This is a genomic window from Autumnicola aciditolerans, from assembly GCF_041679265.1.
Lineage (GTDB): Bacteria > Bacteroidota > Bacteroidia > Flavobacteriales > Flavobacteriaceae > Autumnicola.
The window spans coordinates 32,881-53,050 of record NZ_JBGFSM010000008.1 but is presented as its reverse complement, the minus strand read 5'-3'; the positions used below and the strand labels follow the sequence as shown (position 1 = coordinate 53,050).

Genomic DNA, 20,170 nt, shown 5'->3' with positions numbered 1-20,170 from the left:
CCCGCACATTACACAGACTATCGCAGAAACCAAATTTACTATTCAATAAAAAACTCTAAACGCTGCAATGAAGCACTGAACTCTCCTCCTTCCACTCTCCACTCCATAGCTGTATCTCAATACTAAATTCTCAATACTCAATACCATTCAGCAGTTCCTTTGCATGTGCACGGGCAGATTCGCTAATATTATTGCCCCCAAGCATCATGGCCAGCTCCTCTACCCTGTCCTGGATTTGAAGCTGTTTAATTTTGGTAGTAGTCACCTCTGCGGTATCCTCTTTAAAGATTTTAAAATGACTGTTGCCTTTGCCGGCAATCTGTGGCAGGTGGGTAATGGCAATCACCTGCATGTTATTGCCCATTCGCTGCAGGATCTCCCCCATTTTTTGAGCGATATCTCCTGAAACTCCTGTATCTATCTCATCAAAAATGATGGTTGGCAGATTGCTTTGCGCCGCAAGGATACTTTTTACGGCCAGCATAATCCGCGAAAGTTCCCCTCCGGAAGCCGCTTTTTTCATTTCCTTAAAATCGTCGCCTTTATTTGCCGCCAGATACCAAAAAAGCTGATCCTGCCCGTTCTGAAGAAAAGTTTTTTGCTGCTGAAGGTCAATTTTTAGCCTGGCATTTGGCATCCCGAGTGCAGCAAGGGTTTCTTCGGTTTCTTTAATAAAAGGCGGAATTATATTTTTGCGGTTTTCATGCAGTTTCTTAGCCACCGCAGCCAGTTCTTTTTCTTTATTTGCAATGGCTTTGTTTAGTTCAGAAAGATCGGTCTTGGCATTTTCACTAGCGGAAACTTTTTTCTGAAGCTCCTCCTGGATTTCTTTTAACTCCTCTATACTGCCTACGGCATGTTTTTTCTGAAGATTGTAGATAAGCTGAAGTTTTGCATTGGTGGCTTCCAGCTCTTCAGGATTGGCTTCTACACGTTCCAAAGCGGCTGCAATTTCTTCCCCAATATCATCCAGTTCAATTATCACGCTTTGCAGGCGCTCATATAAACTTTCGTATGTAGGTGAAAATGCTGAAATTTTTGACAGGTTTCCCCGCACTTCTTTCAAGGTTTCCAGGCTTCCTATTTCTTCCTGTGTAATATTATTGAACGCGGCGCCAAGCTGCTCTGTTAACTCTTCAACATTATTCAATTCTTCATACCGCGCCTCCAGTTCTTCCTGCATCCCGGGCTTCAGCTTTGCCTCCTCCAGCTCGTTCAGCAAAAACAGGTTATAATCATACTCTTTGGCCGCCTGCGCCTGTTCTTCCTTTAAATCCACAGCCCGTTTTTGCAGTTTTCGGTAATCCTTAAGGTGCTGTTTGTATTCAATAATAACTCCTTCATTTTTGGCAATGGTATCAATTACCTGAAACTGGTAATCGATATTGCCCAAACTAAGGGTTTCATGCTGGCTGTGAATATCAATAAGATAGCCTCCCAAAGCATTGAGCGCATTTAGGTTTACCGGAGTATCGTTTACAAAAGCACGGGACTTTCCGGAAGGCAGAATTTCCCTCCTTATGATGGTGCTGGATTCATAATCCAGGTCTTCAGCAATAAAAAAATCCTTCAGCTTATAATTCGAAATATTAAAGCTGCCTTCGATAACGCATTTTTTAGCTGAATTTCGTATCGCCCCGTAATCTGCCCGGTTTCCCAGGAGCAGTCCCAGCGCGCCCAGCATTATGGATTTTCCTGCACCGGTTTCGCCCGTAATGGTTGTAAATCCCGGCTGAAGATTAATCTTTATATCTTCAATTAAGGCGTAATTTTTTATAGAAAGTGCTGTAAGCAATGTGATATAAATTTGAGCCTAAATATACCTAAGAATAAATTCCGAATCAAAAACAATTCGTTTTATTGAAGTGCGTTCCAGTTTTTGGCATAACGCGGCGCGATATTGTTGAGGGTTTCCACCAAAGCCGCGAGAGGAACCGGTGGCCCACCTGAAAAAATAAGCGCAATCTCATCTGCTTTAGAGTCGAAGAAGGTACGCAAAAGCAAACTATTGGCTCTTCGTGTATTCATACTTTCCAGCGTTTCCAGGCTTTCTGCCACAGCAAGTTTTCCTGCCTGTACATCTTTATGCATCACATCCAGCCCCAATCGGTGGTACTGGTACATAGCCTCTCTAAATTCAGCATAGGTATTGGAAAGAAGATTGGTATTAAGGCGGTAACGGGATTTTGATCCATCGGCAGCACGCCAACCCTGGGAATTTCCCTGCTGCGCAGTGGTCACAATTCTGTTGGCTTCCTCAAAATAAATAGTGCCACCATTAAGTTCAAACGTATCTGCATCAAGCCCAATAATGGTGTAGACATAAAATGAAATTACTGAAACCAGGTTGGAAGTGTAGGAATTGGCGCTGTAATTTAAAGGTTGATATTCCCGATAATTAAAATTGAACTGCTCATCGTTAAAATTAAACACCGGGGTAATCATGGAAGTTCCAAAAACCGGCCTTGAGGACTGTACCTGGATACTACCGGTAAAAGACTCCCCGTCGTAGGAGTTTATGGTAATAAACATGCTGCAGTTAATGCGCTCCTGGTCTTCATACTCCAGATTGGTCCAGGTGTTCTGATTTACAAAATCTGTAAGTGACCGCTGCAATGTCCTGAAAACCGACTGATTGCTCTGGCCGGTTTGCTCTGCATTGATGATAATCTCGCAGTTAAGTTCCTGGGCCATCATATTCTGAAGGCCTGAAAACAATATAAAAAATACTAAAACGCTACGCATTAAAAAGTTCTACTACTTCATTTAAGATATCGCGGGCAACATCCTTCTTAGGTTTCAATTCAAAATTTTTCTCCCTGTTAGGGTGAACAATGGTAATTTTATTGGTGTCTTTTTTAAATCCGGCGCCTTCATCCCGCATCGAGTTCAAAACTATAAAATCGAGGTTTTTCCTTTGCAGTTTTCCGCGGGCATTCTCCAGTTCGTCATTGGTTTCCAAAGCGAAGCCAATCAGCTTTTGATGCTTTTTCCTTTTTCCCAATTCCTTTAGGATGTCCTGGGTCTTAGTTAGCTCAAGGTTCAGTTCCTCTTCCGACTTTTTTATCTTTTTATCGGCTACTATTTTCGGTTTATAATCTGAAACCGCAGCGGCAGCAATAACCACATCAACGTCATCAAATCTGCTATTTACCGCATCAAACATTTCCTGCGTACTAACCACTCTTACAAGTTGAATTTCTTCATTTTCTAACTGAAGATGGGTAGGTCCTGAAATAAGCATTACCTCTGCGCCCATTTCCGCAGCGAGATGCGCGAGCTCAAAACCCATTTTTCCGCTGGAATGATTTCCTATAAAACGCACGGGATCTATAGCTTCGTATGTGGGGCCGGCGGTGATGAGTATCCTTTTTCCTTTGAGAGGCAGTTTTGCTGAAAAATGTTCTTCAAGAAAGGCAATAATCTCTTCGGGCTCTGCCATTCTTCCCTCGCCGGTTAATCCGCTGGCAAGTTCTCCGGTACCTGCAGGAATCATTATATTTCCATATTGCTGAAGTGTGGAGAAGCTGTTCTTTGTGGAAGGATGTTTATACATATCCAGGTCCATTGCCGGGGCAAAAAACACCGGGCATCTGGCCGAAAGATAGGTGGCCAGTAGAAAATTATCGCTGTTCCCGGAGGCCATCTTGGAAAGCGTATTGGCCGTGGCCGGGGCAATAAGCATAAAATCTGCCCATAAGCCAAGTTCTACATGGCTGTTCCAGGTTTTATTTTCATCTTCTTCATGAGTAAAAGAAGACAAAACCTCATTTTTGGAAAGGGTGGAAAGGGTAAGCGGAGTAATAAAATCTTTAGCAGCCGGCGTCATGACCACTTTCACATAAGCGCCGGCTTTAATAAATAATCTTACCAGAGAGGCAGTTTTATATGCAGCAATTCCGGCAGTAATGCCTAAAAGTACTTTTTTGCCCCTCAATACAGACATAAGAATTTATCTATACTTCAGAATTTTTGGTATTGCGGTAATAGATTTTTTCATCTAACCACTCCTGTACCGCCAGCGCATGGGGCTTTGGCAGCTTTTCATAAAATTTGGAAACTTCTATTTGCTCCTTGTTTTCAAAAATCTCATCAAGGCTGTCGTTATAAGTAGCAAATTCATCAAGTTTCTCCAGTAATTCTTTTTTAATTTCAGAATTAATCTGGGTGGCCCTTTTAGAGATTATAGAAATTGCCTCGTAAATATTATCTGTCGGTGCATCTATCGCATTTCTATCGTACGTAACACTATTCACCGGTGCATCCATCTTTTTTATATCCATTTTAGTAAAATTAAAAATTTTGTAATCTTGTATTTATATCGTCTAAAGAAGCTTCTATCGCAGGAATATATTTTCCTTCAGGATAATATTTCCTGTAATCTGCCGCATAAGCTTTTGCTTCCCGCAAACGCTCCTGCATTAATTGAAAGTAACTATTGATTGCCAATTCGTAAGCAGCATCAAATTTGTAATAATAGGCATCTTCCCTAAAAGGAGAGCCGGGATAGCCAGCAAGAAAATTATCAAAGGAAACTATAGCTGCCTTATAGTCTAAAGTTTTATGGTACTGCTTGGCAATTTCATAGGCCTTTTTCTCGAGTTTAATCCTTAATTCTTTAGCCATTTCATTGGCTTTTTCTACATATTCGCCTTCAGGGTAAGTATCCAAATACTGTTGAAGCAAAACAATGGCCTTGTCTGTTTCGGTTTGATCCAGATTATAAGGAGGAGATTCATAATAATTGCTGGCGGCCATTTTAAAAGCAGCCTCTTCTGCCTTTTCACTATCTGGATAACTCTGTAAAAAACGTTCAAACTGGAAAGATGATAATAAATAATCTCCTACTTCATAATAGGAATCAGCAAAAAGGTAACTTACCCGTTGACCTTGCGGCTTACCTCTAAACTGTGGCATTATCTGGTCAAAAAGGCGTATAGCCTTACGGAATTTACGATTGCTGTCTTCTGCCTTGGCTTCGTTATAAAGCTTTTCAGCATAAGCATATTTCTCTCCCACATCCTTGCTTTTTAACATATCCTGGTATTCACTACAGGATGCCAGAAGCAAGACGCAGAGTAATAAGATCCCTTTTTTCATTCTTTGTAAAAACATCTGGCAAAAATACATATTTTCCGCACTAAAAAAAATTCCTTTCTTACAGTATAACCTGTAAAAAAGGAAAATAGTATGCGAGTGAAAAATAAGCTTTGAATATTTACCTCCAGAGCTGTTAAAATTGGTCTGCAAAAGCTTCAATTTTCTGCTGAAGTCCAGCCGAGGCTTTCACCAAAGGCAACCTGAGATTGTTCTGGCAAATTCCTTTTTTTGCCAGCAGAGCCTTGATCCCTGCAGGGTTCCCTTCAGCAAAAATCAGGTTGATGGAAGGAGCAATTTTATAATGCAGTTGATAGGCTTCTTTTGATTTTCCTTCCAGCCCAAGCTTTACCATCTTAGAAAATTCCGCAGGAAAACCCTGCCCGATTACTGAAATTACCCCTTTCCCCCCAGCAAGAATCATGGGGAGGGTAATCATATCGTCGCCTGAAATTACCAGAAAGTCTTCCGGAACAATGCTAATTAGCTGCATGGCCTGCACAATATCTCCCGCTGCCTCCTTTATGCCAATTACATTAGGGATTTCCCTTGCGATACGGTTAACCGTATCAGGTAAAAGGTTAGAAGAAGTCCTGCCCGGGACATTATACAAAATCACAGGTTTTGGAGAAGCTTCTGCAATAGCCTTAAAATGCTGGTAGATCCCTTCCTGCGTAGGCTTGTTATAATAAGGAGAAACCGATAGTACCGCATCAAAACCCTGAAGTGCTGAAGATTTTAATTCTTCTACCAGTGCCGCCGTATTGTTGCCTCCAATCCCTATTACCACAGGCAAACGGCCATTATTTTTAGCGATTACGGTGCTTTTTATGAGTTCCTTTTCTTCGGAAGTAAGCGTTGCACTTTCAGCGGTGGTTCCAAGCACCACCAGGTAATCTATCCCGTTTTGCACCTGGTTTTCAACAAGTTTTTCCAAAGCCGGCACATCTACGGTCAAATCTTCATTAAAGGGAGTAATTAGTGCAACTCCTGTTCCTACGAAAGCATCCATGTAATTCAATTCTAATTTTTAATTTATAATAATCCCAATTCCCGTTAAAGCAGAAACTTTATCTGAAAACCACAAAACCTTATTTCTTGTTGTGCTTTTTCAAATTATTGGGGCACAAATGTAAATAAATTCTACGAAGGCCATAGCTCCGTAAGCATTTCAGAAAAGGTGATATTACATTATTTAACACCTTCATTCTTTTTGTGAAATAGCTGTACAGAAATAAGAAAAGGATCCTAAAGCTAAAGCCAGCTTTACCTAAACTTAACAGTCATCAGTAAAAACTGTTTATCTTTGCGGTTTTAATTTTTTATATGAGATTTTACAAACCGGCTTTCCTGCTGGGATTTTCTTTCCTGGTTTTTTCCTGCAAAACAGGACATCATTTTGCAAAAATAGAAGGAGAACGTATAGCGATAGACACTTCCCTGGATGCCAATTCCGAGATCAGCAATTTTATTAAACCCTATAAAGACCATTTAAATGAAGTTCTGGACAGCACCCTGGCCTATAATCCCGTGAATCTTTCCAAAGATGAAGGGGATTTAAACACGGCTTTGGGTAACCTGATGGCAGATATCGTAATGGAAAAGGCTAATCCTGTCTTTAAAGAAAGAACCGGTCGCAATATAGATGCGGTTCTCCTGAATTACGGAGGGATACGCTCAACTTTGAACAAGGGGAAAGTTACCGCCCGTTCGGCTTACGCCCTCATGCCTTTTGAAAATGAAATTGTGGTCGCAAAACTATCCGGGTCAAAAGTCCAGGAATTGCTGCAATACCTGGAGGACGCCGGCACCGCCCATCCTGTTAGCGGGTTACATATAGAAATGAACGATAATTATAAAATCACCGAAGCCACGATAAACGGGGAGCCTATTGATACCCACACTAGTTATTATATAGCCACTTCAGACTACCTGCAGCAGGGAGGCGACAATATGGTATTTTTTAAAGATCCGCAGGAACTTTACCAGGTAAATTATAAGCTACGGAATGCCATTATTGATTATTTCACGGAAGTGGACACGGTAAAAGCAAAAGTAGACAATAGGTTTATCCGGGTAGAGGAACTGTAGTTATGATCCCGCAATTCTTCAGAATTAATAAGAACAGAAAATGAAAAGAAGAAATTTTATACAACAGGCTTCGGCAGCTACCGCATTTGTTGGGCTGGGCGGCTTATCTTCCCTTTCTTTTAAAGCAGCTACCGCCAAACACATTACCATTTTGCACACCAACGATGTACATAGCCATATTGATGCTTTTGGGCCCGATGATCCTAAGAACCCAAACATGGGTGGAGTGGCAAGAAGGGCTAGCCTGGTACAGCAAATAAGGCAAGAAAATTTGAACACGCTTCTTTTGGATGCCGGGGATATTTTTCAGGGGACCCCATATTTTAACTTTTACGGCGGAGAACTGGAATTCAAACTTATGAGTAAGCTAAAATATGACGCGGCCACTATTGGAAACCATGATTTTGACAATGGAATTGACGGCCTTTACGCGCAGCTGCCAAACGCCGACTTCGATTTTATCTGCTCCAACTACGATTTTAGCAATACGGTGATGGACGGGCATACGCTTCCGCATAAAGTATTTACTAAAGACGGGGTGAAAATTGGCATTTTTGGCCTTGGGATAGAACTGCAGGGGCTGGTAAATGATAAGCTTTATAAGGAAACAAAATACCTTGATCCTGTGGAAACCGCCCAGGAAATGACGCGCATTTTAAAAGAGGAACAACAATGCGACCTGGTGATTTGCCTCAGCCACCTTGGCTATAGTTATAATAGTGATACAATTGACGACCTTAAACTGGCCAGGGCTACAAAAGACATCAATCTTATTATTGGCGGCCACACCCATACTTTTCTTGAAAAACCTACTATTGAAACCAACAGCGCAGGAAAAAAAGTACTGGTGAACCAGGTGGGCTGCTACGGAATATATCTTGGCAGAATAGATTTTTTCCTGAATGGTGATGAAGATATACAGGCAGATGGAGTGAAAATAGCCGTTTAACCATTCTCTGGATGTTCTGTTTTTATTGATGCTGTATGATCAGCGGGGGAAAGAAATTATATTTTTAAAATTCCGCGAAATCCTCTTGCAGCATAATAGGAATCAGCGCCGTTATGATAAATAAATACCTGCCCATAGCGGAAATCCCCAAAAATGGCTCCACCCATTTTTCTGATATTTTCAGGTGTTTCCAACCAACTGGAGGTTTTGGTATCAAATTCAGCAATCGACTGTAATTTTTTATACTCAACTTCATTCATTAGGTCAATGCCCATTTTTGAAGCTACATCTTTTACATTATCAGCTGGCTTATACTTTTTCCTTGACTCCAGTGCTTCCCTGTCATAACAAAGGCTTCTTCTGTATTTAGGACTTTCTTTAGAAAAATCACAAAAAATATATTCATTTATGGCACTCCTGTACTCCAGTAAATTTGGTTCTCCCCCCGTTCTTTCCATTTCATTTAGAGACCATAACTTATCTGAATCCTGTTCTAATTTTGATTTGAGATCTGACCAGCTTAATTTAGGAAACCTCTCCTGACTTTTATTAACCCGACTTTTTAGAACTTTGAAAATACTTTCAATTTCTTCTGAAGATAAATCTTTCTTTGTAGCCATCTTTTCTTTGCTGTTTCGCATTTATTCAAAATTACCGGGCCCTTCTGCCGAGCATCTAAAAGATGAAAACCTTACTTTATCATCTTTAAAAATTTCTGCTCATCCAGCATGGTAGTGCCCAGTTTTTCAGCTTTGGCAAGCTTGCTCGGCCCCATACTCTCCCCTGCCACCAGGTAATCTGTTTTGGAAGATATAGAACTGGAAACTTTCCCGCCGTTATCTTCAATTAATTTCTTCAAATCGTTTCTGGACATTTCAAAAGTGCCGGAAATCACGAAGGTTTTTCCATCCAGCTTATTGGTTTGGTTCGCCAGTTTTTCGGCGGAAATCTCCATCTGCACTCCATATTTTTTAAGACGCTCCACAATTTCCTTATTCTCTTTGTTCGCAAAGAAATCGGCCACGCTCCAGGCGATCCTTTCCCCAATTTCATCAACGGCCACCAGGTCTTCTTCTGAAGCTGCCTCCAGTGCGTCTATACTTTTATAATGCCGGGCAAGCTTTTTTGCCACCGTTTCTCCCACATAGCGAATTCCCAAAGCAAAAAGCACGCGTTCAAAAGGAATTTCCTTTGACTTTTCTATTCCATTAATAAGATTATCGGCAGATTTTTCTGCCATACGCTCCAGGGGAAGGATTTGTTCTTTTTTCAGTTCATATAAATCGGCGTAATTGCCAATTAGCCCATTGTTTACGAACAAAGCTACCGTTTCCCCGCCAAGGCCTTCTATATCCATGGCTTTCCTGGAAATATAATGCTGGATGCGACCAATGATTTGCGGGGGGCAGCCGTTGGTATTGGGGCAGTAATGCTGCGCCTCTCCTTCATTTCGCACCAGTTCTGTACCACATTCGGGACATTCTTGGGCGTATTTTGTGGGATGGGAATTAGGGTCTCTCTTGGTAAAATCCACACCTACAATCTTCGGGATAATTTCCCCGCCTTTTTCCACAAAAACAGTATCCCCTTCCCGAACATCCAGTTTTTCAATCTGATCGGCATTATGAAGCGATGCCCTCTTTACCACCGTTCCTGCCAGTTGTACCGGCTCAAGGTTTGCCACAGGAGTAATGGCGCCCGTACGCCCTACCTGGTAACTAATTTTATTGAGCTTTGTACTCTCCTGCTCGGCCTTAAATTTATAAGCCATGGCCCAGCGCGGCGATTTTGCCGTATAGCCCAGTTCATCCTGCTGGTGGAAAGCATTGATCTTTACCACTACCCCATCGGTTTCATATGGCAAATCGTGCCGGTGCACATCCCAGTAGTTCACATAATCCATTACCGCACTGGTGCTGGTTTTTAACTCCGATTCATCGGGGACTTTAAACCCCCATTCCCGGGCTTTCTGCAAACTTTCAAACTGGGACTTGATATTCAGGTTTTCACCAATAATATTATAAAGCAAACAATCCAGCGGGCGTTTGGCAACTTCAGCGCTATCCTGCAGCTTTAAACTGCCCGATGCCGTATTGCGCGGATTCGCATAAGGCTCTTCCCCTGCTTCCACCCGCTCGGCATTCATTTTGGCAAAACCCTCATAAGGCAGTACAATTTCGCCACGAATATGAAATTTCTCCGGGTAATCCCCTTTCAGTTTTAAAGGGACAGAACGAATGGTACGTACATTATTAGTAACATCATCTCCCTGGAAGCCATCGCCGCGGGTTACCGCTTTTACCAGGTTTCCATTTTCGTAAGTTAAGCTGATGGACGCCCCATCATACTTCAGCTCACACACATATTCCACTTTACCATCAACAAGTTTTTTTACCCGTTTTTCCCAATCTTCCAGTTCTTCTTTAGAATAGGAATTGGAAAGCGAATACATTCGGTAATCATGCTCCACCGTGGCAAAATTCTTGGTCACCCCACCGCCAACGCGCTGTGTGGGCGAATTTTCATCATAAAATTCCGGATGTTTTTCTTCCAGCTCCTGTAGTTCCTTCAGCTTCATATCAAAATCGTAATCGCTAATCTCTGGCTTGTCCAGTACGTAATAATTGTAATTATGCTGTTGTAGTTCCTGGCGGAGCTTATTTATTTTCTTTTCAACATCCATTTTTAAATGAAAATTTTATTCTACAATTGTAAGGTGGTCATCTTTAAAATCAAGATGAAAATTTGAATTTTGATGCGTAAATTTAATACTGAATTCTGAACTATAAGCTTTATCGTCTACCGGAAACCAATCTTTCTTAGTTTTATCAATGGTAATGATTAAGCCTTGCGGATCACCAATGGCACAGAATTTATCCAGGCTGCCGTCAAATATTCTCAGTTGGCAGTGCCGGTAAAGGAACTTGTATTTTTCTTCAATATTGGTAGTGGCCAGTCCTATCTCACTTATTCCTACAATTTCTTCTGCGGAAAAAGGGCTGCTATTAATATTGTTCAGATTCCTTCTGGAAATAAATTCCAGGATATTTTTATCATGGTCATAAAAATAAACAGATTTCGCCTCCCAGTTGCTGAAATCCACAATTTCATCATTCCCCATTTTCTGGATTTTCAGCCTTTCTTTCAGCCATTCCAGCGCAGGGACTTCCGTTTCATCCGGAATATGAAACGCGATATGATAAGGTGTGGCACCGGTTTTTTCAACAAACCTCAGCAGGGAATAGCCGGTTTTAATTTCAAAAAAATCATTGCCTTTTTCTGAAATTTCCAGCCCCAGCGTTTCCTGATAAAAAGTGTTCTGCTCTTCAAGCCGCGAAGTATAAATTTGCAGTTCCTCTATCTTCATCTTCAGCAAAAATTAAGTCTGCTCCTTATTTATCCACTTAGGCACGGGCAGGGGTTGGAAATTCGCCATTTTATCCAGCAATTCTTCAGCCCCTTCTGCAATAATCAAAAGGTCAAAATTTGCTTTTTTCAACAGGCCTTTGCGCACCATAGTTTTAAGCATGGCGATGAGCTCATCGTAATAGGCATTACTGTTAAGCAATCCAATAGGATTGTGGTGCAGCCCCAGCTGGGCCCAGGTAATAATTTCAAAAAGTTCTTCAAAAGTGCCAAACCCTCCCGGCAGGGCGATAAAACCTTCACTTAAATCGTGCATTTTAAGCTTGCGCTCATGCATGTCCTTTGTGGTAATAAGTTCAGGTAAATTTGGGTGTACCACCTCTTTGGTTTTTAAAAAACCGGGAATTACACCGGTCACCTCGCCGCCATTATCGAGCGCACCTTTGGCCACCTGCCCCATGAGGCCGAGTTTACTCCCGCCGTAAACCAGCTTTATATTCCTTTTCGCCAGGATTTTCCCTAAATTATAGGAGTCCTGGAATATCACTTTATCATTGCCGGCACTGCTGCCGCAAAATACTGCTATGCTTTTCATTTTCTATTTTTAAAAATTTCCCTTCAGCATCCTGTAATTGCCAAAAATATCTTTTTTTAAACTCGTTTTAAAATTATGCATTTTCAGCAATTCCTCTGTTTCCTCAGCCAAATACTGGTTGATTTCAAAATACAATTTTCCCCCAGGATGCAAGGATTTTTCTGCCAGTTTTGTGATTGTTTTATAGAAAATAAGGGGGTTTTCATCTTTCACATAAAGGGCCAGCTCGGGTTCAAAGTTCAAAACATTGCGCTGCATTCGACTTTTTTCCAGATGGCGTACGTAAGGCGGATTGGAAACAATAATATTAAAATGTTCCTTTAAACTTTCCAGCTGCAGGATATCTTGTTGCACAAAACTTACTTCAACTTTATTTAAGATCGCATTGGTTTTGGCAATTTGCAATGCATTTTCTGAAACATCGATGGCGAAAACTTCAGCATTTGGCAAATTTTTGGCCAGGGAAATGGCAATACAACCGCTGCCGGTGCCAATATCCAGGATCTTTAAATTTTCTGCGGAAGAAGTATCGTCAAGAATCCACTGCACCAGTTCTTCGGTTTCCGGGCGAGGGATAAGCACCGCTTCATTTACTTTAAATTTCAGGCCGAAGAATTCGGTTTCTCCAATAATGTATTGTACAGGCTGATGATTTTTAAGTTGTTGAAGGGCGGCTTCAAAACTGGCATTTTCAGCTTCAGAAATATCACGGTCCGGTTGAAGAGCCATTTGCAAACGGTTCATTTTTAAATATTCTTCAGCAAGAAGATTAAAAAAAGAACCAATTTCTTCCTGCGGATATTCTTCTTTTAACTCCTCCCAAAATTTTATTTTAAGTTCTTTTACCTTCAATGTTTTTAGTTAATTTAAAGGATAAATTAGAAAATTTGAATAAGCCTAAAATTCATGACCGTTTCGCTGCAAAAAAAGCAAAACTTTTATGGCGCGTTTTAATTTTAAGTGCTGAGACTGATTATTATTCCTCAATAAAAAAATCATCTTTAAAACCAATTAGATACAATTTATCTGTGGCCCGGGTCACTGCCGTGTACAGCCACCGTAAATACTCCTTACCTACTCCGTTTGGCAGGTATGGCTGTTCAATAAACACGGTATTCCACTGCCCGCCCTGGGATTTATGGCAGGTCATGGCATAAGAAAATTTAATCTGGAGCGCATTAAAATATTTATTGTTTTTGACCTTTAGGAATTTCTTGTATTTTGAGGTTTCATCTGCATAATCTTTTATGACTTCCTGGTAGAGATTATTGGATTCTTCATAAGACAGTGATGGGGAATTGCTGGTAAGCGTATCCAGTAAAACCACCGTTTCAAAAGGCCGCATTTTTGGATAATCTACCATTTGCACCTGTACTTCAGCAAAACGGAAACCGTAGAGTTCCTTGATCCCGAAGATCTCCAGCACCTTAACAATATCGCCATTCGCAATAAAACCGGCTTCTGAATTGGGCTTTATCCAGAAATAATTATTCTTTACCACCATAAGATAATCTCCTGCAGAAATTTCTTCTTCCTGGAAAAGGATCCTGTTCCTTATTTGCTGGTTGTACTGGTTTGCCCTTTTATTGGACCTTACAATAATACTGGTTTCTTCATTTCCCAGGTTATCGTATGCATCCTGGATGGCTTCCATAATATCGTAACCGTCGGTAAGCCGCACCACGTCTTTTTTTGAAGTAAGTTGAAATTTAAAACTCTCGTAGAATTCTTCCTGCAGGGATTCCCTGATTCGCGTCGCATTCAGCAAAATATCACTCTCTTCACTTTGCCGCACCACCTCGTCCAGCTCTATATGCTTTACCTCCTTATTATAGCTAAACTGGAGCTTTTGCTCTTCCAGGGCCGGGCTCATTTCCATTTTTACCGGCGGAAGCTGTGCGGTGTCTCCTATTAATATTAACTGGCAGTTATGGCCGGAATAAACAAACTGCACCAAATCGTCCAGTAAAGAGCCGTTTTCAAAAAGTTTTGAATCACTGTTCTCGTCTGAAATCATTGAAGCTTCATCCACAATAAAAATACTGTTCTTATGTTTGTTGGGCTGAAGCACAAAACTAATCCCTCCACCTCCGCGGGATTTCTTCGGAAAATAAATCTTTTTATGAATAGTAAACGCCTCCTGTTTGGAATAATTGGAAATTACCTTGGCAGCCCTTCCTGTTGGTGCCAGCAACACTCCAGATTTTTTGATCTTCCACAGGTTCTTCACCAATGTGCTGATAATAGTGGTTTTACCTGTACCGGCAAAGCCTTTAAGCACAAAAAGGGATTCGTTGCGGCCGGCAGTAACAAAGTCAGCTAATTGCTGAAGGGCTATATCCTGTTTGGCCTTTGCCGGGAATCCTAAATCATTAAGAAGGAGTTTGTAAAAAGAAGGGGCATTTATTTGATCCATAGCAAGTGCGTGAATTCTCAAAGATAACCATGGATTTTTAGGGAAGAAACTTTTGCGAATAAAAAAAAATTGTAGATTTGTCGTACACACTATTAATTTTATAAAGTAAATTATTAAAGCATGAGACTTGTAATTCAATTACTCCTTTGGTTGGTGATCATTTTCCTGGCCTATCTTACATTTGATGCGGTTTACAGACCAATCCAGTTTAACAAAGTTAAAGAAAAGCGCTACGCGAAAGTAATTGAAAATCTTAAAGATATAAGAGATGCTGAACTGGCCTATAAAGAAGTTACTGGTAGTTTTGAAGATGATTTTAACGACCTCGTGCAGTTTTTAGACACTGCCCAGTTTGCCATCACCCAACGCCGGGACACTACTTATCTTGATGAAGAATACAGAAAAACTTACGGGGTAGACCAGTATATTGAAGATGTGGTAATCGATACTCTTGGCTTTGTATCTGTAAAAGATTCCCTGTTTAAAGGAAATCAGGAACGTTACAGAAATATGATTAATGTTCCAATTGAAGGTGCAGACGCCAAGTTTGAACTTGACGCGGGAACAATTACTAAAGGAGACAGTAAAATTCCGGTATTTGAAGCTAAAGTTGCCAAAAGCAAAGTCCTTTACGACCAGGATAAAACTTTAATATTACAGGAAAATGAAATTCAGTCGGTAGATGATGTTAATGGTGCCTACATAAGTGTAGGATCTATGCAGGAAGTGAACACCAGTGGAAACTGGCCTAAAGTTTATGGCGACGAGTAATAAGGAAAACACTTTTTTGAAACTGTCCATCCAGGTGAGCCTGGATGGACTTTCTTTTTGTATTCTAAATACACAAGAGAAAAAAATTGTATTCTACAGGAAAAAATCTTTTTCTACGCAGCTGGACCCTGTAAAAGTGCTGGAAGAAATTGACAAACTTTACAAGCAGGAGCCGCATCTGGAAATACCTGTGAATGAAGTAATCCTGTTGTTTAATAACAGCCTGTTCACCCTGGTTCCCACGCCGCTTTTTGAGGAAGAAAATGCTTCCAGCTATCTCAAATTTAACACTAAAATCCTTAAATCTGATTTTATTGCGTATGACGAACTAAAGCAGCACCAAATAGTAAATGTTTACATTCCATATACCAACATCGTTAATTACTTCTTTGAGAAATACGGGGAATTTGAATATAAACATACCAGCAGCATCCTTGTAGAAGAGTTACTGAAGTTACCTGCAGAGGAACCTACTATGTACATCTTTAACCGTGAAAAAGAATTTGACCTGGTGGTAACAGATCATGCTGAATTACTTCTTTGCAATTCCTTTTCATACGAGACAAAAGAAGATTTTCTATACTATATCCTTTTTACCGCGGAACAACTCCATCTTGATCCACTCGAATTTCAACTGGTACTTTTTGGCGACATTACTAAAGAATCTGAATTTTATAAAATAGCTTATAATTATATCAAGAATATAGAATTCCTTTCATTAGTTTTTCCTTTCGATTTCTCTGGCGAAGCTGAAAAACCCTCTCCCGAAACAAAAGAATTCGTTCTTTTAAAATCTTTGTAATGCGAATAATTTCAGGCACCAATAAGGGCAGAAGAATAATTGCCCCACAAAAACTTCCGGTAAGGCCCACAACAGATATGGCTAAGGAAGCGCTTTTTAATATTTTAAGAAATCAGTTTCCCCTGCAAAACATAGCTGTTTTAGATCTTTTTGCCGGCACCGGCAACATTTCCTATGAATTCGCTTCCCGTGGCACTGAAAATATCACCGCGGTAGATGGCAGTTTTGAATGCGTGAAATTTATTAAAAAGACTTCAGCAGAACTTGATTTCCCTATACAGGTTATTAAAAGTGATGTTTTTAAATACCTGGAAAAAGCTCCTGTAAAAGCAGATGTTATTTTTGCCGATCCTCCATACGATTTTGATAAAGAGACTTTCGAAAAGATCGCTAATCTTACTTTTGAAAATGAAGTCTTAAATCCTGAAGGCATCCTTATTATTGAACATTCCAAACATACCGATCTCTCTTCAGTCACCAATTTCAAAAATTCCAGGAAATACGGCAGCTCCATGTTTAGTTTTTTTTCGTAAATTAATCCTATGGGCAAAGTTTTGAGTACTAAAAATCTCGAACACGCAACTTTGGAGTTTTATAATAATTATGTAATTGCTATAGTTAAGGAAGACGTTGTAGTGGGACGCACGGAAGTAAACTCCTATATAAAAGCCTGCACTAATTTTTTTTGCGGCACCACGTTTGTTTACATATCCCTGCGCAAAAATGCATATAATGTAAATCCCGTTATTTATTCGGGAGAAATGAGAAAATTGAAAAACCTGGCCGGGATGGCAATTGTATGTCACCAACCTTCAAAAATAAACACTGCAAAGTATGAGCGCAATTTTGTAAATTTTCCTTATGAAATTTTTACTTCTCTGGACGATGCCCTAGAATGGTCCGCAGAGTTAACAAAGGAATAATTTTACCGGCGTATTCTCCTCTTATTAAAACCGAATGATTTCTAAATTATTCCTTTTTTCAATCCTGCTTATGCTGAATTTTAAGGCAAATGCCCAATTTGATGATTATCACCTAATTTTTTCTGAAGAATTCAATTACCGCGGCCTTCCCGATGAGGAAAAATGGAATTATGAAGAAGGTTATGTACGCAATATGGAGCCGCAGTATTACACTAAAAAACGAAAAAAAAACGCCCGGGTTAAAAATGGGAATTTAATTATTGAAGGACGTAAGGAAAGTATTAAAAACAGCTTTTATAAAAGAGGGAGCACGCACTGGCGCAACAGCCCAAAAAGAACCCAATATACTTCAGCCAGCCTCAATACCCTGGGAAACTTCAGTTTTCAGTATGGATTTGTAGAGGTTAAGGCTAAATTGCCGGAAGGAAAAGGCGTCTGGCCGGCTATTTGGATGCTGGGAACAGATGTAAATGAAGTGGAGTGGCCTTTTTCAGGAGAAATAGACATTATGGAATTTGTTGGTAAAGATGAAAAACACGTCCACGGAACAGTGCATTACCCAGCCAACAATGAAGAAAAGTATGCCTCCAGTGGGAGCAAACTTCCTGTTGAAGATCTGCATGATGATTTTCATATTTTCGGCCTGAACTGGACTAAAGACAAAATTGAATTTTATTTCGACAGGCAGCTTTATCATACTTTTCTTATTGAAGAAGCCGGCGAGATGGCATATATTTTCAGAAAGCCATATTATCTTCTAATAAATCTGGCGCTTGGTGGCGGATGGGCAGGAGAACTGGACGAGTCCATTCTTCCGCAGCAGTTTTTAATAGATTATGTAAGAGTGTATAAGCCCGGTGAATAAAAAAAGCAGGTCTGTAAGCCGGATTCTGTGCATTTCGAAGCATTCGAAAGCCCTTGTCATTTATCTGAGGCTTTTGTTGCCAAAGGCCTTTAGCTGCCTACCCTCCGGAAGCAGGCGGGCCGCCTGCAGCACCGGTTTACATGGCATTGCACCGCATAGAGTTTACCCGATTTCACTACAGCATTACCTGTACATCCTTTCTGTTGCACTTGTCCTAACCTCACGGCCGGTGGGCGTTACCCACTATGCTGCCCTATGGTGTCCGGACTTTCCTCTCAACCTCGCACCCCGGCAAACACCGGGATAATAGATCAAGCGACAAGGCGACCTGCTTTCCCGCAAAGGTAATGCAAATTAGCCGGATAAAATTGTTGATTTCTCGTCCTCTTTTGTTTAAAAATAACTACCACAAACTTCAACTTTAGGCTTGTGATTTTTATATTTGTGCTTCAATAGATTTTGATGGAGCATTTTGTAGTATCAGCCAGAAAATACCGGCCGCAAACCTTTAAGGATGTTGTGGGCCAGCAGGCTATTACCAACACCCTGGCCAATGCTATAAAGCACAATCATCTTGCGCAGGCATTGCTGTTTACCGGTCCGCGTGGGGTTGGAAAAACCACCTGCGCCCGTATTCTGGCAAAAATGATCAATCAGGATGAACATCACTCGCCAGATGAGGATTTCGCGTTTAATATTTTTGAACTGGATGCGGCTTCCAATAACTCGGTGGACGATATTCGAAATCTTATAGACCAGGTGCGCATCCCGCCGCAGGTTGGGCATTATAAGGTTTATATTATAGACGAGGTGCACATGCTCTCTGCCTCGGCTTTTAACGCTTTCCTGAAAACGCTGGAAGAACCGCCAAAACATGCTATTTTCATCCTTGCGACTACTGAAAAGCATAAGATAATCCCCACAATTCTTTCCCGTTGCCAGATATTTGATTTTAAACGGATTACGGTAACCGATGCAAAGAATTACCTTGCCTATATCGCTGAACAGGAAGGAGTTAATGCCGATGAAGACGCACTGCAAATCATCGCCCAAAAAGCCGATGGGGCCATGCGTGATGCCCTTTCTATTTATGACCGGGTAGTGAGTTTTAGCGGAAATGAACTTACCCGCCAGGCAGTGACCGAAAATCTGAACGTGCTGGATTATGACACCTATATGAAGGTAACAGATCTCGTCCTGGAAAATAATATCCCGGAATTGCTGGTTACCTATAATGATATACTTTCCAGCGGGTTCGACGGACACCATTTTGTTGCCGGCCTTGCATCCCATTTCAGAGATTTGCTGGTTTGCAAAGATCAAAAAACAATTTCCCTTCTGGAAGTTGGGGAACAAACAAAAGCAAAGTACTTCCAGCAATCGCAAAAAGCTTCCCACCAGTTTTTACTGGAAGGAATTGAACTCACTAATGATTGTGACCTGAAATATAAAAGTAGCCGCAACCAGCGGCTTCTGGTAGAATTATGTCTTATGCAGCTTGCCTCTATCACTTTTGATGGAGAAAAAAAAAAGCCTGAGCGAAGTATAATTCCGCCTAAACATTTTGAAAACTCCCCTTCTCCCATTTCTGCGGAAGAGAAAAAGCTTATTCAAAATAACGAATATGCTTCCAGTGATTCGGTAGCGCCAAAAGAAGCGCAACTTCCTTCAGAAAAAAATAAAACGCCAGATGGGGATTGCGAACCGGTAAAGCAAAACCCTGAGTATTATTCAGAAAAAAGCCCTGCGGAAGAAAAAAAGCAAACTCCTGCTACCCCGGCTGCTGTTGCCGCGGAAGCACCTGCCAAAGAACCGGTGATTGATACTTCAGTAAAAAAGGAAAGGGTCTCCGGATTATCGCTGAAAAGCATCCGGAAGAAAAAAGAAATCCAAGCGCAACAGCAGGAAAATGTTCCGAAGGAAAAGGAAATGACGACCGATTTCACTGAAAATCAGCTGCACCTTGCCTGGAACGAATATGTGCAAAGGTTAAAGAAAAATGGTGAAAAGATTCTCGCCTCTATTCTGGAAACCGATTTGCCAAAACTAAATGGCAGGGAAATAAGGATGGAGCTGCCCAACGAAACCATGAAGCTGGATTTGGAAAGGGCGCAGAACAAACTGATGAGTTTTCTGAAAAACAAGCTTCATAATTCCCAAATTTCACTTAGTATTGAGGTGAATGAAAGCAGCGCTAAAAAGTTTGCCTTTACTCCTATGGAAAAATATAATAAGCTGAAGGAGAAAAATCCGCTGATTGAAAAATTAAGAACCACCTTTGATTTAGACGTATAG

At 40.8% G+C, this 20,170-nt stretch carries 20 protein-coding genes and 1 other RNA gene; 8 read left to right on the top strand and 13 right to left on the bottom strand.

What is annotated here, in order from left to right:
* Positions 1-130: 130 nt before the first annotated feature.
* From recN to dapA, 6 genes are all read right to left on the bottom strand, one after another.
* The gene (gene recN, locus AB8M93_RS10180) at positions 131-1,795 is read right to left on the bottom strand and encodes a DNA repair protein RecN (RefSeq protein ID WP_373057474.1); all 1,665 of its coding nucleotides are present in this window, start codon (positions 1,793-1,795) and stop codon (positions 131-133) included.
* 62 nt (positions 1,796-1,857) lie between these two features.
* Positions 1,858-2,745 carry a type IX secretion system protein PorD gene (gene porD / locus AB8M93_RS10175; RefSeq protein WP_373057473.1) on the bottom strand — a complete coding sequence of 296 codons (888 nt, stop codon included), beginning with the start codon at positions 2,743-2,745 and terminating at the stop codon, positions 1,858-1,860.
* Complete coding sequence (coaBC, locus tag AB8M93_RS10170; protein WP_373057472.1) at positions 2,738-3,946, bottom strand: bifunctional phosphopantothenoylcysteine decarboxylase/phosphopantothenate--cysteine ligase CoaBC; 1,209 nt, start codon at positions 3,944-3,946, stop codon at positions 2,738-2,740. The genes porD and coaBC overlap by 8 nt, the downstream gene beginning before the upstream one ends.
* Positions 3,947-3,956: 10 nt before the next feature.
* The gene (locus AB8M93_RS10165; protein ID WP_373057471.1) at positions 3,957-4,283 is read right to left on the bottom strand and encodes a DNA-directed RNA polymerase subunit omega; all 327 of its coding nucleotides are present in this window, start codon (positions 4,281-4,283) and stop codon (positions 3,957-3,959) included.
* A 10-nt stretch (positions 4,284-4,293) separates the two neighbouring features.
* Positions 4,294-5,100 (bottom strand): outer membrane protein assembly factor BamD, encoded by an 807-nt coding sequence (locus tag AB8M93_RS10160; protein WP_373057470.1) that lies wholly within the window; start codon positions 5,098-5,100, stop codon positions 4,294-4,296.
* 133 nt (positions 5,101-5,233) lie between these two features.
* Positions 5,234-6,109, bottom strand: a complete 876-nt coding sequence (gene dapA / locus AB8M93_RS10155) for a 4-hydroxy-tetrahydrodipicolinate synthase (RefSeq protein WP_373057469.1) — start codon at positions 6,107-6,109, stop codon at positions 5,234-5,236.
* Positions 6,110-6,423: 314 nt separating this feature from the next.
* On the opposite strand from dapA, the gene AB8M93_RS10150 reads away from it, so the two are divergent.
* Complete coding sequence (locus AB8M93_RS10150; protein ID WP_373057468.1) at positions 6,424-7,188, top strand: 5'-nucleotidase C-terminal domain-containing protein; 765 nt, start codon at positions 6,424-6,426, stop codon at positions 7,186-7,188.
* A 40-nt stretch (positions 7,189-7,228) separates the two neighbouring features.
* Complete coding sequence (locus AB8M93_RS10145; protein WP_373057467.1) at positions 7,229-8,137, top strand: bifunctional metallophosphatase/5'-nucleotidase; 909 nt, start codon at positions 7,229-7,231, stop codon at positions 8,135-8,137.
* Between the two features lie 56 nt (positions 8,138-8,193).
* On the opposite strand, the gene AB8M93_RS10140 is transcribed toward AB8M93_RS10145, so the two are convergent.
* From AB8M93_RS10140 to AB8M93_RS10115, 6 genes are all read right to left on the bottom strand, one after another.
* The gene (locus AB8M93_RS10140; RefSeq protein ID WP_373057466.1) at positions 8,194-8,778 is read right to left on the bottom strand and encodes a DUF4256 domain-containing protein; all 585 of its coding nucleotides are present in this window, start codon (positions 8,776-8,778) and stop codon (positions 8,194-8,196) included.
* A gap of 50 nt (positions 8,779-8,828) precedes the next feature.
* Positions 8,829-10,820, bottom strand: coding sequence for an NAD-dependent DNA ligase LigA (gene ligA / locus AB8M93_RS10135; protein WP_373057465.1), 1,992 nt, complete (start codon positions 10,818-10,820; stop codon positions 8,829-8,831).
* Between the two features lie 15 nt (positions 10,821-10,835).
* Positions 10,836-11,504: a VOC family protein gene (locus AB8M93_RS10130; RefSeq protein ID WP_373057464.1), complete on the bottom strand. Its 669-nt coding sequence runs from the start codon at positions 11,502-11,504 to the stop codon at positions 10,836-10,838.
* A gap of 12 nt (positions 11,505-11,516) precedes the next feature.
* The gene (locus tag AB8M93_RS10125; RefSeq protein ID WP_373057463.1) at positions 11,517-12,098 is read right to left on the bottom strand and encodes an LOG family protein; all 582 of its coding nucleotides are present in this window, start codon (positions 12,096-12,098) and stop codon (positions 11,517-11,519) included.
* A gap of 9 nt (positions 12,099-12,107) precedes the next feature.
* Entirely contained in the window at positions 12,108-12,950 is an 843-nt protein-coding gene (prmC, locus tag AB8M93_RS10120; protein ID WP_373057462.1) for a peptide chain release factor N(5)-glutamine methyltransferase, read from the bottom strand.
* 124 nt (positions 12,951-13,074) lie between these two features.
* Positions 13,075-14,514 (bottom strand): ATP-dependent DNA helicase, encoded by a 1,440-nt coding sequence (locus AB8M93_RS10115; protein ID WP_373057649.1) that lies wholly within the window; start codon positions 14,512-14,514, stop codon positions 13,075-13,077.
* 120 nt (positions 14,515-14,634) lie between these two features.
* Between AB8M93_RS10115 and AB8M93_RS10110 the strand changes: the two genes are divergently transcribed.
* Genes AB8M93_RS10110 through AB8M93_RS10090 form a run of 5 tightly spaced genes read left to right on the top strand, consistent with a single transcriptional unit; the run spans position 14,635 to position 17,875 of the window.
* A complete protein-coding gene (locus AB8M93_RS10110; protein WP_373057461.1) occupies positions 14,635-15,285 on the top strand; it encodes a hypothetical protein in 651 nt (216 codons plus the stop codon).
* Positions 15,272-16,087: a DUF3822 family protein gene (locus tag AB8M93_RS10105; protein WP_373057460.1), complete on the top strand. Its 816-nt coding sequence runs from the start codon at positions 15,272-15,274 to the stop codon at positions 16,085-16,087. The genes AB8M93_RS10110 and AB8M93_RS10105 overlap by 14 nt, the downstream gene beginning before the upstream one ends.
* A complete protein-coding gene (locus AB8M93_RS10100) occupies positions 16,087-16,620 on the top strand; it encodes an RsmD family RNA methyltransferase (protein WP_373057459.1) in 534 nt (177 codons plus the stop codon). Before AB8M93_RS10105 ends, AB8M93_RS10100 begins: the two co-directional genes overlap by 1 nt.
* Before the next feature lie 9 nt (positions 16,621-16,629).
* Entirely contained in the window at positions 16,630-17,010 is a 381-nt protein-coding gene (locus AB8M93_RS10095) for a hypothetical protein (RefSeq protein ID WP_373057458.1), read from the top strand.
* A gap of 34 nt (positions 17,011-17,044) precedes the next feature.
* On the top strand, positions 17,045-17,875 hold the full coding sequence (locus AB8M93_RS10090; protein WP_373057457.1) for a glycoside hydrolase family 16 protein: 831 nt from the start codon (positions 17,045-17,047) through the stop codon (positions 17,873-17,875).
* On the opposite strand, the gene rnpB is transcribed toward AB8M93_RS10090, so the two are convergent.
* Positions 17,874-18,210: RNase P RNA component class A (gene rnpB, locus AB8M93_RS10085), an RNA gene on the bottom strand. The genes AB8M93_RS10090 and rnpB overlap by 2 nt on opposite strands.
* Before the next feature lie 127 nt (positions 18,211-18,337).
* Between rnpB and AB8M93_RS10080 the strand changes: the two genes are divergently transcribed.
* Positions 18,338-20,170 carry a DNA polymerase III subunit gamma/tau gene (locus AB8M93_RS10080; protein WP_373057456.1) on the top strand — a complete coding sequence of 611 codons (1,833 nt, stop codon included), beginning with the start codon at positions 18,338-18,340 and terminating at the stop codon, positions 20,168-20,170.

Excerpts from the sequence above, each read along its gene's own strand:
- porD (WP_373057473.1), bottom strand. The coding sequence starts at position 2,745 with ATGCGTAGCGTTTTAGTATTTTTTATATTGTTTTCAGGCCTTCAGAAT.
- coaBC (WP_373057472.1), bottom strand. The coding sequence starts at position 3,946 with ATGTCTGTATTGAGGGGCAAAAAAGTACTTTTAGGCATTACTGCCGGA.
- AB8M93_RS10165 (WP_373057471.1), bottom strand. The coding sequence starts at position 4,283 with ATGGATATAAAAAAGATGGATGCACCGGTGAATAGTGTTACGTACGAT.
- AB8M93_RS10160 (WP_373057470.1), bottom strand. The coding sequence starts at position 5,100 with ATGAAAAAAGGGATCTTATTACTCTGCGTCTTGCTTCTGGCATCCTGT.
- dapA (WP_373057469.1), bottom strand. The coding sequence starts at position 6,109 with ATGGATGCTTTCGTAGGAACAGGAGTTGCACTAATTACTCCCTTTAAT.
- AB8M93_RS10150 (WP_373057468.1), top strand. The coding sequence starts at position 6,424 with ATGAGATTTTACAAACCGGCTTTCCTGCTGGGATTTTCTTTCCTGGTT.
- AB8M93_RS10145 (WP_373057467.1), top strand. The coding sequence starts at position 7,229 with ATGAAAAGAAGAAATTTTATACAACAGGCTTCGGCAGCTACCGCATTT.
- AB8M93_RS10140 (WP_373057466.1), bottom strand. The coding sequence starts at position 8,778 with ATGCGAAACAGCAAAGAAAAGATGGCTACAAAGAAAGATTTATCTTCA.
- ligA (WP_373057465.1), bottom strand. The coding sequence starts at position 10,820 with ATGGATGTTGAAAAGAAAATAAATAAGCTCCGCCAGGAACTACAACAG.
- AB8M93_RS10130 (WP_373057464.1), bottom strand. The coding sequence starts at position 11,504 with ATGAAGATAGAGGAACTGCAAATTTATACTTCGCGGCTTGAAGAGCAG.
- AB8M93_RS10125 (WP_373057463.1), bottom strand. The coding sequence starts at position 12,098 with ATGAAAAGCATAGCAGTATTTTGCGGCAGCAGTGCCGGCAATGATAAA.
- AB8M93_RS10115 (WP_373057649.1), bottom strand. The coding sequence starts at position 14,514 with ATGGATCAAATAAATGCCCCTTCTTTTTACAAACTCCTTCTTAATGAT.
- AB8M93_RS10110 (WP_373057461.1), top strand. The coding sequence starts at position 14,635 with ATGAGACTTGTAATTCAATTACTCCTTTGGTTGGTGATCATTTTCCTG.
- AB8M93_RS10105 (WP_373057460.1), top strand. The coding sequence starts at position 15,272 with ATGGCGACGAGTAATAAGGAAAACACTTTTTTGAAACTGTCCATCCAG.
- AB8M93_RS10100 (WP_373057459.1), top strand. The coding sequence starts at position 16,087 with ATGCGAATAATTTCAGGCACCAATAAGGGCAGAAGAATAATTGCCCCA.
- AB8M93_RS10095 (WP_373057458.1), top strand. The coding sequence starts at position 16,630 with ATGGGCAAAGTTTTGAGTACTAAAAATCTCGAACACGCAACTTTGGAG.
- AB8M93_RS10090 (WP_373057457.1), top strand. The coding sequence starts at position 17,045 with ATGATTTCTAAATTATTCCTTTTTTCAATCCTGCTTATGCTGAATTTT.
- AB8M93_RS10080 (WP_373057456.1), top strand. The coding sequence starts at position 18,338 with ATGGAGCATTTTGTAGTATCAGCCAGAAAATACCGGCCGCAAACCTTT.